This is a genomic window from Kitasatospora sp. NPDC091335, from assembly GCF_044757205.1.
Taxonomy (GTDB): domain Bacteria; phylum Actinomycetota; class Actinomycetes; order Streptomycetales; family Streptomycetaceae; genus Kitasatospora.
In genome coordinates, this window is record NZ_JBIVUM010000004.1 from 378,352 (window position 1) to 390,938 (window position 12,587).

Sequence of the window (12,587 nt, forward strand, 5' to 3'; positions counted from 1 at the left end):
GCGTCGTGACCCCCGCAGACCTTTCCCAGGCAATCCAGGCCGCAGTGAGCTCCGCCGTCGAGGCGGGCGAGCTGGCCGTCGCCGTGCCCGAGCACGTGACGGTCGAGCGGCCCAAGAACAGGGACCACGGCGACTACGCGACCAACGTGGCCCTCCAGCTCGCCAAGGCGGCCGGCAAGCCGCCGCGAGCCGTTGCCGAGGTGCTGGCCGAGCGTCTGCGAGGGATCACCGGCGTCACCAAGGTCGACATCGCCGGTCCCGGCTTCCTGAACATCACCCTGGACACCGCCACCGCCGGTGCGCTGGCGCGCGCCGTCGTCGAGGCGGGCGAGGCGTACGGCCGCAACGAGGCCCTCAAGGGCCTGAAGATCAACCTGGAGTTCGTCTCCGCCAACCCGACCGGCCCGATCCACATCGGCGGCGTCCGCTGGGCCGCCGTCGGCGACTCGCTGGCGCGCGTGCTGCGGGCCTCCGGCGCCGACGTCACCACCGAGTACTACCTCAACGACGCCGGCGTGCAGATCACCAAGTTCGCCGCCTCCCTCCAGGCCGCCGCGAACGGCCGCGAGGTGCCCGAGGGCGGGTACGTCGGCGAGTACATCGTCGACATCGCCAAGGCGCTCACCGAGGCGGTTCCCGGCGTGCTCGACCTGCCCGAGGCCGAGCAGCTCGACGTCTTCCGCGCCGAGGGCCTGAAGCTCATGGTGGCCGAGATCAAGCGCTCGATGGACGAGTTCGGCACCCACTTCGACGTGTGGTTCTCGGAGCGGACGCTGCACGACTCCGGCGCGGTCGAGAAGGCCATCGACCGGCTGCGCGAGCAGGGCCACGTCTTCGAGCGGGACGGCGCGGTCTTCCTGCGCACCACCGACTTCGGTGACGACAAGGACCGCGTCCTGATCAAGGCCGACGGCGACAAGACCTACTTCGCCGCCGACGCCGCGTACTACCTGTCCAAGCGGGACCGCGGCGCCGAGGTCGCGCTCTACATGCTGGGCGCCGACCACCACGGCTACGTCAACCGCCTCAAGGCCATCGCGGCCTGCGCGGGCGACGACATGAACCACAACATCGAGGTGAAGATCGGCCAGTTCGTGAAGATGCTTCGCGACGGCGAAGAGGTCCGCATGTCCAAGCGGGCCGGCAACATCATCACGATCGACGACGTGGTCGAGTGGATCGGCGTCGACGCCGCCCGCTACACCCTGGCGCGCTCCTCCACGGACTCGACGATCACGCTGGACATCAACCTGCTGACCAGCCAGACCAACGAGAACCCGGTCTTCTACGTCCAGTACGCGCACACCCGGATGTGCGGGGTGGCGCGCAAGGCCGTCGAGCTGGGCGTGGACAAGGGCCCGGCCGAGCAGTTCAGGCCCGAACTGCTCGCCACCGAGTGGGAGTCCGACGTGCTCGGCCACCTCGCGGAGTTCCCGCGGGTGCTGGCCGCGGCCGGCGAGCTGCGCGAGCCGCACCGGGTCGCCGTGTACCTGGAGAAGCTCGCGGGCAAGTACCACCGCCTGTACGAGAACTGCATGTTCCTGCCCAAGGGCGACGAGGAACTCACCGACACGCACCGGGCCCGCCTCTGGCTGGTCGAGGCGACGCGCACCGTGCTCGCCAACGGGCTCACGCTCCTGGGCGTGACGGCGCCCGAGCGGATGTAGGCACCACCCCCACGTGCACTGCGGGGGGCGGCTGACGGTCAACGGGGACCGTCGCCGCCCCTCGCCATAGGTCTCGAAGGACTTACGAGCATGAGTCGTTCCGCACACCCCGCAGGACCCCGTCACGGCGACGTCCTGCCCGAGGGCCACTACCAGGCCCCGCCCGCCGACCTGAACGCGCTCGACCCCAAGGTCTGGGCGCGCACCGTCGCCCGGAACGCCGAGGGCGTGGCCACCGTCGGCGGCATCGACGTCAAGCGGCTGGCCGCCGAGTTCGGCACCCCGGCCTACGTGCTGGACGAGGACGACTTCCGGGCCAGGGCGCGCGCCTGGCGGGACGCCTTCGGCACCGAGGCGGACGTCTACTACGCCGGCAAGGCGTTCCTCTCCAAGGCCGTCGTGCGCTGGCTGCACGAGGAGGGCCTCAACGTCGACGTGTGCAGCCCGGGCGAGCTGGCGGTCGCGCTGGCCGGCGGGATGCCGCCGCGGCGGATCGCGCTGCACGGCAACAACAAGTCGGTGGACGAGCTCGAGCACGCGGTGAAGACCGGCGTCGGGCACATCGTGGTCGACTCGTACGAGGAGATCGAGCGGCTCGCCGCGATCGCCGCCCGCCAGGGCGTGCGCCAGCAGGTGCTGGTCCGGGTCACCGTCGGCGTCGAGGCGCACACCCACGAGTTCATCGCCACCGCGCACGAGGACCAGAAGTTCGGCCTCTCGCTCACCGGCGGCGCGGCCGCCGAGGCGGTGCGCCGGGTGCTCGGCCACGACAGCCTGGAGCTGCGCGGCATCCACTCGCACATCGGCTCGCAGATCTTCGACATGGCGGGCTTCGAGGTGGCCGCCCGCCGGGTGGTCGGCCTGCTGGCCGGGATCCGCGACGAGCACGGCGTCGAGCTGCCCGAGATCGACCTCGGCGGCGGCCTCGGCATCGCGTACACCAGCGAGGACGACCCGCGCGAGCCGGCCGAGATCGCGGCCGCGCTGGCCGACATCGTCCGCCGCGAGTGCGCCGCCGTGCGGCTGAAGGCGCCCCGGCTGAGCGTGGAGCCGGGCCGGGCGATCGTCGGCCCGACCGCGTTCACGCTGTACGAGGTCGGCACCGTCAAGCCGCTGGAGGGCCTGCGCACCTACGTCAGCGTGGACGGCGGGATGTCCGACAACATCCGCACCGCGCTCTACGACGCCGAGTACTCGGTGGCCCTGGTATCGCGCACCAGCGAGGCGGAGCCGATGCTGGTGCGGGTGGTCGGCAAGCACTGCGAGTCCGGCGACATCGTCGTCCGGGACGCCTTCCTGCCGGCCGACCTGGCCCCGGGCGACCTGGTCGCGGTACCCGCCACGGGCGCCTACTGCCGCTCGATGGCGAGCAACTACAACCACGCCCTGAAGCCTCCCGTGCTCGCCGTCAAGGACGGTGCGGCGCGGGTGATCGTCCGGCGCGAGACGGAGGAGGATCTCCTGCGTCTGGATATCGGATGACGAAATCCTTGTCTCAGATCATGGAACGACCGTAGATCCGTACGGAAAGTCCCGGAGACTGGTACGGACCGAAGTTTCCGGCGGCCACGGAAAACCCGCCGGAAATTACCGAAGCACGAAGAATGCAGAGCGGAGTCGGATGATGCGTACGCGCCCGCTGAAGGTGGCGTTGCTGGGTTGTGGTGTGGTGGGCTCCGAGGTGGCGCGCATCATGACGACGACGGCCGACGACCTCGCCGCTCGCATCGGTGCTCCGGTCGAGCTCGCCGGGATCGCGGTGCGCCGGGCCGGGCGGACCCGCCCCGGCGTCCCCGAGCACCTGATCACCACCGACGCCGAGGCCCTGGTCAACCGGGGTGACATCGACGTGGTGGTCGAGGTGGTGGGCGGCATCGAGCCGTCCAGGTCGCTGATCCTGTCCGCCTTCGCGCAGGGCGCCTCGGTGGTCAGCGCCAACAAGGCGCTGCTCGCCAAGGACGGCACCGAACTGCACGCCGCGGCCGCCGAGGCCGGCGTGGACCTGTACTACGAGGCCGCGGTGGCGGGCGCGATCCCGCTGCTGCGCCCGCTGCGCGAGTCCCTCGCGGGCGACAAGGTCAACCGGGTGCTGGGCATCGTCAACGGCACCACCAACTTCATCCTCGACAAGATGGACACCACCGGCGCCGGCTACTCGGAGGCGCTGGAGGAGGCCACCGCGCTGGGCTACGCCGAGGCCGACCCGACGGCCGACGTCGAGGGCTTCGACGCCGCCGCCAAGGCCGCGATCCTGGCCGGCATCGCCTTCCACACCAAGGTCACCGCGGCGGACGTCTACCGCGAGGGCCTCACCGAGGTGACCGCGGCCGACATCGCCTCCGCCAAGGAGATGGGCTGCGTGGTCAAGCTGCTCGCGATCTGCGAGCGGGCCGCCGACGGCGAGTCCGTCACCGCGCGCGTCCACCCGGCGATGATCCCGCTCTCGCACCCGCTGGCCTCGGTCCGCGAGGCGTACAACGCGGTGTTCGTGGAGGCCGAGGCGGCCGGCCGGCTGATGTTCTACGGCCCCGGCGCGGGCGGCTCGCCGACCGCCTCCGCGGTGCTCGGCGACCTGGTCGCGGTCTGCCGCAACAAGCTGGCCGGCGCCACCGGTCCCGGTGACTCGGTGTACACCAGGCTGCCGGCCAAGCCGATGGACGAGGTGGTCACCCGCTACCACGTCAGCCTGGACGTGGACGACCGCGCGGGCGTGCTCGCCCAGGTGGCGTCCGTCTTCGCCGAGCACGGCGTCTCCATCGACACCGTGCGCCAGCAGGGCCGCGACGGCGACGCCTCGCTCGTCGTGGTCACCCACCGTGCCACCGACGCCGCGCTGTCGGCGACGGTCGACAAGCTCCGCGCGCTGGACAGCGTGCGGGACGTGGCCAGCATCATGCGGGTCGAAGGGGAATAAGGAACCAGCCATGAACGCCGTTGCCGAGAACGTCGTCCGAGGCGCGCACACCCACCAGTGGCGCGGCCTGATCGAGGAGTACCGGGACCGCCTGCCGGTCACCGCGGCCACCCCGGTGGTCACCCTGTTGGAGGGCGGCACGCCCCTGGTCCCCGCCCAGGTGCTCTCCGAGCGCACCGGCTGCGAGGTCTACCTCAAGGTCGAGGGCGCCAACCCGACCGGCTCCTTCAAGGACCGCGGGATGACGATGGCCATCTCCAAGGCCAAGGAGGAGGGCGCGCAGGCGGTCATCTGCGCGTCCACCGGCAACACCTCGGCCTCCGCCGCCGCGTACGCGGTGCGGGCCGGGATGGTCTCCGCGGTGCTCGTCCCGCAGGGCAAGATCGCCCTCGGCAAGATGGGCCAGGCGCTGGTGCACGGCGCCAGGATCCTCCAGGTCGACGGGAACTTCGACGACTGCCTGACGCTCGCACGCGAACTGTCCGAGAAGTACCCGGTGGCGCTGGTCAACTCGGTGAACCCGGTGCGGATCGAGGGCCAGAAGACCGCGGCCTTCGAGATCGTCGACATGCTCGGCGACGCCCCCGACATCCACGTCCTGCCGGTCGGCAACGCGGGCAACATCACCGCGTACTGGAAGGGCTACCGCGAGTACGCCCACCCGTCGCCCGCCGCCACCCTTGACGGGGGCGCTTCGCGCCGCACCCTCCCTGCCATGTCGACCCGCACCCCGCGGATGTGGGGCTTCCAGGCCTCCGGCTCGGCCCCGATCGTGGACGGCGCGCCGGTGCTCAAGCCGCAGACCATCGCCACCGCGATCCGGATCGGCAACCCGGCCTCCTGGGACTTCGCGCTCGCCGCGCGGGACGAGTCCGGCGGCCTCATCGACAAGGTGACGGACCGTCAGATCCTGTCCGCCTACCGGCTGTTGGCCTCGCAGGAGGGCGTCTTCGTGGAGCCCGCCTCGGCCGCCTCGGTGGCCGGCCTGCTGGCCAAGGCGGAGGCCGGCCTGGTCGACCCCGGCCAGCGGATCGTCTGCACCGTGACCGGCAACGGCCTCAAGGACCCGGACTGGGCGGTGGCCGGCGCGCCGCAGCCGCAGGTCGTCCCGATCGACCCGGAGACGGCCGCCCGGAGCCTCGGGCTGCTCGACTGACGGGCCGTGACACCCGGCGGGCCGACCCCTTCGGGGGCCGGCCCGCCGAAGTTCTCCGCTGACCGCTTCCGTGTCAACCGAGCCGCGCACCGCCGCCCGTCCCCGGTGCGCATTCCGGCCAGAACCGCAACACACCGGATCGAAGGCCCACGGGGTGTACCGCTCGGGAACCTCTCTTCGATACTCTGGCTTCGGCCGTGTGGCACATGCCCCGGGCCCGGCGGGTCCGGGCCGCGCCGACCGTCGCGACCGCCCGCCCCGGAGGGGCCGCGGTCCGTTCCCCACCCTCGCACCGACGACGCGCTCCGCGCCGCCCGATTTCCCCAGGAGAGTCCACCGCATGGCCGGTCCCGCGTTCCGTGCCGCCGCCGTCCGGGTCAGGGTTCCCGCGACCAGCGCCAACCTCGGCCCCGGCTTCGACGCCTTCGGGCTCGCGCTGGGCCTGTACGACGACGTGGTCGTCCGGGTCGCCGACTCCGGCCTCTCCGTCGACATCGCCGGTGAGGGCGCCGAGACGCTGCCGCGCGACGAGCGCCACCTGCTGGTCCGCGCGATGCGCGCCGCCTTCGACCGGCTCGGGGGCCAGCCGCGGGGCCTCGAAATCGTCTGTGCCAACCGGATACCGCACGGCCGCGGCCTCGGCTCCTCCTCGGCCGCCATCTGCGCCGGCATCGTGGCCGCCAGGGCGGTGACGATCGGCGGACCGTCCGCGCTGGACGACGACGCGCTGCTGGCCCTCGCCTCCGAGCTGGAGGGCCACCCGGACAACGTCGCGGCCTGCCTGCGCGGCAACTTCACCATCGCCTGGACCGACGAGGAGTCGGCCAGGGCGGTCGCGCTGGAGCCGTCCGAGCAGGTCGTCCCGGTGGTGTTCGTGCCGGCCGGCGAGGTGCTCACCGAGACCGCGCGCGGACTGCTGCCGAAGACCGTCCCGCTGGCCGACGCCGCCGTCAACGCCGGCCGCTCCGCGCTGCTGGTGGAGGCGCTGACCAGGCGCCCGGAACTGCTCCTCACCGCCACCGAGGACCGGCTGCACCAGGACTACCGCGCCTCCGCGATGCCGGACAGCGCCGCGCTGGTCGGCGCACTGCGCGCCGAGGGCGTCCCCGCGGTCATCTCCGGGGCCGGTCCGACCGTGCTGGCGCTCACCGACGAGGCGGGCGCCGACGGGGTGCTCTCCTTCGCCGGGCACCACGGCCACGGCGGTGACCCGGCGTTCGCCGCGCACCGCCTGGACGTCGACCGGGCCGGGGCCGTCGTGCTCCCACTGGACGTCTGAGCAGCGCGAACGGCCCGTCCGGGGCCCGGCGCAGGCACCCTGCCGAGCCGGCCCCGACGGACACGATTGGCAAGCGCAAGGCTGGGGAATGTCTCAGGGGGTCGGTAGTGTTAACCTCATTGCTGCACCAGGTGCCCTCCGGGGCTAGGTGCACCGCGTCCCGATCCCCGCGCTCCACGGCAGTGGAGTCCCGGCGATGCACGGGGCGACGATTCTCCGGGAGCCCACCGCAGCGCGTACGCAGCCTGCCTGCGCACATGCGGCCGCATCCCGAAGCCGTGACGGCACCTGACTCCCACCCGCGGCCTCCCACCTAGAGGCCAGGACGGGCGGAGCGCGGGCCACCGTCACGCGACGGGGGCCCGGGATTCGCAGGAAGCGTGGGGGTTACGCCCCCAGGGGAGGTCGACACACGACCGGCCCACGCGCCACTCAGCACCACCGTGCTTCACGCACCGCACCTCGTACGTAGCTCTCCCTCGACGGGCTCCCGCCATTCGAGGGATCACCGCCTCGGACCGACGCAGTCGAGCGTTGGTCAGGACAGCACAACCGGTCGCCGAGCCAGACAGGCCGACGTCCGCTCCAGGGAAGGACCCTTAGTGAGCGACTCCACCGATCTGATGGGCGCGCGCCCGGACGCCGAAGCGTCGGACGCGGCCGCCCCCGCTGCTCCGGCGCGGCGCCGCCGCAGTGCCGCCGCCGGCCTGGACGGCATGGTCCTGGCCGAGCTCCAGAAGCTCGCCGCGGACCTTGGCATCACCGGTACCGGACGCATGCGCAAGAGCCAGCTGATCGAGACCATCAAGGAGAAGAGCGGCGGGGACCCGCTGCTCGCCGCCGGTGGCACCGCCCCGGCCGCCAAGCGTGCCGCCGCCAAGGCGGACGCCGAGGCCCCGGCCGAGAAGCCGGCCCGCCGCACCAAGGCCGCCGCCGCCAAGGCGGAGGCCGAGGCCGCGGCCGCCGCCGAGTCGCAGGCCCAGATCGAGATCCCGGTCCAGGCCGCCGCGGAGACCGCCGCCCCCGCCCGTGCCGAGCGCACCCGCCGCCGCGCCACCGCGGCCGCCGGCGCCCCCACCGCTCCGGCCGGCGAGGCCGAGGCCGCCACCGTCGCGGTCGCCGAGCCGAAGCAGGCCGAGGCCCGCCCGGCCGAGACCCGCGGCTTCGAGGGCCGCGAGGACAGCCGGGAGAGCCGTCGCGACCGCCGTGAGCGCCGCGACCGCGGCGAGCGCACCGACCGTACCGAGCGCACCGAGCGCCAGGAGGGCGGCGAGGCCCAGGACGCCGACGGGCGCGAGTCGCGTCGCGACCGCCGCAGCCGCCGCGACCGCACTGAGCGCACCGAGCGCCAGGGTGGCCAGCAGCAGGGCGGCCAGGCCGACCAGCAGAGTCGCCAGGCCCAGCCGGCCCAGCAGCAGCCGGCCCCGCAGGGCGGTTACGAGGACGACGAGTTCGGCGACGGCCGCCGTGGCCGGCGCGGGCGCTACCGCGACCGCCGTGGCCGCCGCGGGCGCGACGGTTTCGAGGCCGGCCCCGTCGAGACGCCGATCGGCGAGGACGACGTCCTGATCCCGGTCGCGGGCATCCTCGACATCCTCGACAACTACGCGTTCGTGCGCACCTCCGGCTACCTGCCGGGGCAGAACGACGTCTACGTCTCGCTCGCCCAGGTCCGCAAGAACGGCCTGCGCAAGGGTGACGCCATCACCGGCGCGGTGCGCCAGCCGCGCGACGGCGAGCGCCGCGAGAAGTTCAACGCCATGGTGCGGCTGGACTCCGTCAACGGCATGGACCCGGAGAGCGGCCGCGGCCGCCCCGAGTTCAACAAGCTCACCCCGCTGTACCCGCAGGACCGGCTGCGCCTGGAGACCGACCCGGGCGTGCTGACCACCCGGATCATCGACCTGGTGTCGCCGATCGGCAAGGGCCAGCGCGGTCTGATCGTCGCGCCGCCGAAGACCGGCAAGACCATGGTGCTCCAGGCGGTCGCCAACGCGATCACCCACAACAACCCCGAGTGCCACCTGATGGTCGTCCTGGTCGACGAGCGTCCGGAAGAGGTCACCGACATGCAGCGGTCGGTGAAGGGCGAGGTCATCTCCTCGACCTTCGACCGCCCGGCCGAGGACCACACCACCGTCGCCGAGCTGGCCATCGAGCGCGCCAAGCGCCTGGTGGAGCTGGGCCACGACGTGGTCATCCTGCTGGACTCGATCACCCGCCTGGGCCGCGCCTACAACCTGGCGGCGCCGGCCTCCGGCCGCATCCTGTCCGGTGGTGTCGACTCGACCGCGCTGTACCCGCCGAAGAAGTTCTTCGGTGCCGCGCGCAACATCGAGAACGGCGGCTCGCTGACCATCCTGGCCACCGCGCTGGTCGAGACCGGCTCGCGCATGGACGAGGTGATCTTCGAGGAGTTCAAGGGCACCGGCAACATGGAGCTCAAGCTCGACCGGAAGCTCTCGGACAAGCGCATCTTCCCGGCCGTCGACGTGGACGCCTCCAGCACCCGCAAGGAGGAGATCCTGCTCGGCAGTGAGGAGTTGGCCATCGTCTGGAAGCTGCGCCGGGTGCTGCACGCGCTCGACTCGCAGCAGGCGATCGAGCTGCTCCTGGACAAGATGAAGCAGACCAAGAGCAACGCCGAGTTCCTGATGCAGATCGCCAAGACCACCCCCGGCTCCGGCGACTGACGGTAGCCGGACGGCTGTCGAAGCACGGAACCCCGGATCGCGCGAGCGGTCCGGGGTTCCGTGCGTCCGTGCCCGGGTTGTTCCAGAGTTGGGACACGTTGAGGCCTTTGGATCATGTTGTCCGATTTACTCTGGACCGTATGGCCGAGCACAAGAGGGTCCCGAGTCGCCGCCGCAAGGTCCTGCGGACGGCCGCCTGCGCGTTCGTCGCGCTCGTCGTCCTCGGCGCCGGTGCGGCCGTCTACGCGTACGTGCGGTTGAACGACAACATCAGGAGCGTCGACATCGACGGCCGGCTCGGCGACGCCAGGCCTCCGGCCGCCACCGACGGGTCCTTCAACATCCTGGTGCTGGGCTCCGACTCGCGGGCCGGCGACAACGGCTCGGTGGCCGGCGGGGACACCGGCGACACCGCCCGCTCGGACACCGCGATGGTGCTGCACGTCAGCCAGGACCACTCCCGCGCCCAGATCGTCTCGATACCGCGCGACACCCTGGTCGCCCGCCCCGACTGCACCGACGCGAAGGGCGGGGCGGTGCCGGCGGCCAAGCGCGCGATGTACAACAGCGCCTTCGAGGCCGGCGGCGCGGCCTGCGCGGTCAAGACCACCGAGCAGCTCACCGGACTGCGGATGGACCACTACCTCCAGATCGACTTCGCCGGCTTCGCCCGGGTCGTCGACGCGATAGGCGGGGTCACCGTGAACACCACGGTGGCCATCCACGACAAGGACAGCGGGCTCGACCTGCCGGCCGGTGAGCACCACCTGGACGGGAAGCAGGCACTGGCCTTCGTGCGCACCAGGCACGGCGTCGGCGACGGCAGCGACCTCGGCCGGATCGAACTCCAGAAGCAGATGGTGAAGTCCCTGCTGGCGCAGGCCGGGGGGACCGGGCTGTTCACCAACCCGGTGAAGCTGTGGTCGATCGGCGACACCGCGACCAGGAGCATCACCACCGACTCCGCGCTCGGCTCGGTGAACTCGCTGGTGGGGCTCGCCCAGGAACTCAAGGGCATCGGCCCGGACCAGCTGAGCATGGTCACCCTGCCGGTGGAGACCGCCCCCAGCGACCCGAACCGGGTGGTCCAGCAGCAGCCGCAGGCCGACCAGGTCTGGGCGGCGCTCAGGGCCGACCGGCCGTTCCCGCAGGCGGTCGTCTCCGCGCAGCCGGAGAACCCCGCCCAGGCGGCCCCCACGGCCGCTCCGACGGCCGCCCCGTCGACGGGTGCGAGGAGCACGGGGAAGGCCACCGCGAAGGCCGGCACGGCGCGCTGAGCGGCGCCCGGAATATCCCGGAGTGACCCCCGGTTTGGGAAGAAGCGGCCGGTCCTGGCAGACTGGTCCGTCGGTCCCGGTTCACGTGCGGCGCTCCAGCCGCCGACCCGGTGCCCTCCAGAACCCTAGGAGATCCCCTTGAAGTCCAACGTTCACCCCGAGTACGTGGTCACCCGTGTGACCTGCACCTGCGGCGCCGAGTTCACGACCCGCTCGACGGAGAAGTCCGGCGAGATCCGTGCCGAGGTCTGCTCGCAGTGCCACCCGTTCTACACCGGCAAGCAGAAGATCCTCGACACCGGTGGCCGCGTGGCCCGCTTCGAGGCCCGCTTCGGCAAGCAGCACAGCGCGAAGGCCTAGCGCTCGCTCGGCGCCGGTTCCCGGTGCCCCCGTACTCGTCGTCGGGGGTGCCAGGGGGCCGGCGCCGTTCGCGTCCCCCCGCGCGTTCCGCGTTTCCGCCCGTACCGAACCACCCCCACACGTACCGATTCCCCGGGAAGAAGGCCACCCCATGTTCGAGGCAGTCGAAGAGCTCCTCGTCGAGCACGCCGACCTCGAGAAGAGGCTGGCCGACCCGTCCGTCCACGCCGACCAGGCCAACGCCCGCAGGCTGGCCAAGCGGTACGCCGAGCTGACCCCGATCACCCGGGTCTACCGGCAGTGGCGGCAGGCCGGCGAGGACATCGAGGCGGCCCGCGAACTCGCCGCCGAGGAGCCGGAGTTCATCGCCGAGGTGAAGGACTCCGAGGCGCGCAGGGACGAGTACACCGAGGAGCTGCGGCTGCTGCTGGTGCCGCGCGACCCGAACGACGACAAGGACGTCATCCTGGAGATCAAGGCGGGCGAGGGCGGCGAGGAGTCCGCGCTGTTCGCCGGCGACCTGCTCCGGATGTACCTGCGCTACGCGGAGCGGGTCGGCTGGAAGACCGAGCTCATCGACGCCAACGAGTCCGACCTCGGCGGTTACAAGGACGTCTCGGTGGCCGTGAAGACCAAGGGCAGCACCGAGCCCGGCCAGGGCGTCTGGGCCCGGCTGAAGTACGAGGGCGGCGTGCACCGCGTGCAGCGCGTCCCCGCCACCGAGTCGCAGGGCCGCATCCACACCTCCGCGGCGGGCGTGCTGGTCACCCCCGAGGCGGAGGAGGTCGAGGTCGAGATCGTCGCCAACGACCTGCGGATCGACGTCTACCGCTCCTCCGGCCCCGGCGGCCAGTCGGTCAACACCACCGACTCCGCGGTCCGGATCACCCACCTGCCGACCGGTATCGTGGCGTCCTGCCAGAACGAGAAGAGCCAGCTCCAGAACAAGGAGCAGGCGATGCGCATCCTGCGGTCGCGGCTGCTGGCCGCCGCGCAGGAGGAGGCCGAGCGGGAGGCCTCGGACGCGCGCCGCAGCCAGGTCCGTACGGTGGACCGCTCCGAGCGGATCCGGACGTACAACTACCCCGAGAACCGCATCTCGGACCACCGCACCGGATTCAAGTCGTACAACCTGGACCAGGTCCTGGACGGCGAACTGAACGCGGTGATCCAGTCCTGCGTCGACAAGGACGCGGCGGCCAAGCTCGCCGCCGCGGCCCAAGAGAACTGAGACCGGCGCG

The 12,587-nt window shown here is 72.1% G+C and carries 9 protein-coding genes; all 9 read left to right on the top strand.

Annotated elements, in window-relative coordinates; genetic code table 11:
• The first annotated feature begins 5 nt into the window (after positions 1–5).
• Positions 6–1,667 carry an arginine--tRNA ligase gene (gene argS / locus ACIQOW_RS13130; RefSeq protein WP_401083530.1) on the top strand — a complete coding sequence of 554 codons (1,662 nt, stop codon included), beginning with the start codon at positions 6–8 and terminating at the stop codon, positions 1,665–1,667.
• Between the two features lie 90 nt (positions 1,668–1,757).
• Positions 1,758–3,149 carry a diaminopimelate decarboxylase gene (lysA, locus tag ACIQOW_RS13135; protein ID WP_401083532.1) on the top strand — a complete coding sequence of 464 codons (1,392 nt, stop codon included), beginning with the start codon at positions 1,758–1,760 and terminating at the stop codon, positions 3,147–3,149.
• A 139-nt stretch (positions 3,150–3,288) separates the two neighbouring features.
• Positions 3,289–4,581: a homoserine dehydrogenase gene (locus tag ACIQOW_RS13140; RefSeq protein ID WP_188297497.1), complete on the top strand. Its 1,293-nt coding sequence runs from the start codon at positions 3,289–3,291 to the stop codon at positions 4,579–4,581.
• Between the two features lie 10 nt (positions 4,582–4,591).
• Positions 4,592–5,737 (top strand): threonine synthase, encoded by a 1,146-nt coding sequence (gene thrC, locus ACIQOW_RS13145; protein ID WP_401083534.1) that lies wholly within the window; start codon positions 4,592–4,594, stop codon positions 5,735–5,737.
• Between the two features lie 340 nt (positions 5,738–6,077).
• On the top strand, positions 6,078–7,016 hold the full coding sequence (gene thrB / locus ACIQOW_RS13150; protein WP_401083536.1) for a homoserine kinase: 939 nt from the start codon (positions 6,078–6,080) through the stop codon (positions 7,014–7,016).
• A gap of 602 nt (positions 7,017–7,618) precedes the next feature.
• On the top strand, positions 7,619–9,709 hold the full coding sequence (rho, locus tag ACIQOW_RS13155; RefSeq protein WP_401083538.1) for a transcription termination factor Rho: 2,091 nt from the start codon (positions 7,619–7,621) through the stop codon (positions 9,707–9,709).
• A gap of 140 nt (positions 9,710–9,849) precedes the next feature.
• Positions 9,850–10,986, top strand: coding sequence for an LCP family protein (locus ACIQOW_RS13160; protein WP_401083540.1), 1,137 nt, complete (start codon positions 9,850–9,852; stop codon positions 10,984–10,986).
• A gap of 138 nt (positions 10,987–11,124) precedes the next feature.
• Positions 11,125–11,346, top strand: coding sequence for a 50S ribosomal protein L31 (gene rpmE / locus ACIQOW_RS13165; RefSeq protein WP_380229858.1), 222 nt, complete (start codon positions 11,125–11,127; stop codon positions 11,344–11,346).
• 151 nt (positions 11,347–11,497) lie between these two features.
• Positions 11,498–12,577 carry a peptide chain release factor 1 gene (gene prfA / locus ACIQOW_RS13170; RefSeq protein ID WP_188297739.1) on the top strand — a complete coding sequence of 360 codons (1,080 nt, stop codon included), beginning with the start codon at positions 11,498–11,500 and terminating at the stop codon, positions 12,575–12,577.
• The last annotated feature ends 10 nt before the right edge of the window (positions 12,578–12,587 follow it).

What these genes read in the sequence shown, in the direction of transcription:
- thrB (WP_401083536.1), top strand. Translation starts at nt 6,078, where the DNA reads ATGGCCGGTCCCGCGTTCCGTGCCGCCGCCGTCCGGGTCAGGGTTCCC.
- thrC (WP_401083534.1), top strand. Translation starts at nt 4,592, where the DNA reads ATGAACGCCGTTGCCGAGAACGTCGTCCGAGGCGCGCACACCCACCAG.
- ACIQOW_RS13160 (WP_401083540.1), top strand. Translation starts at nt 9,850, where the DNA reads ATGGCCGAGCACAAGAGGGTCCCGAGTCGCCGCCGCAAGGTCCTGCGG.
- ACIQOW_RS13140 (WP_188297497.1), top strand. Translation starts at nt 3,289, where the DNA reads ATGATGCGTACGCGCCCGCTGAAGGTGGCGTTGCTGGGTTGTGGTGTG.
- lysA (WP_401083532.1), top strand. Translation starts at nt 1,758, where the DNA reads ATGAGTCGTTCCGCACACCCCGCAGGACCCCGTCACGGCGACGTCCTG.
- prfA (WP_188297739.1), top strand. Translation starts at nt 11,498, where the DNA reads ATGTTCGAGGCAGTCGAAGAGCTCCTCGTCGAGCACGCCGACCTCGAG.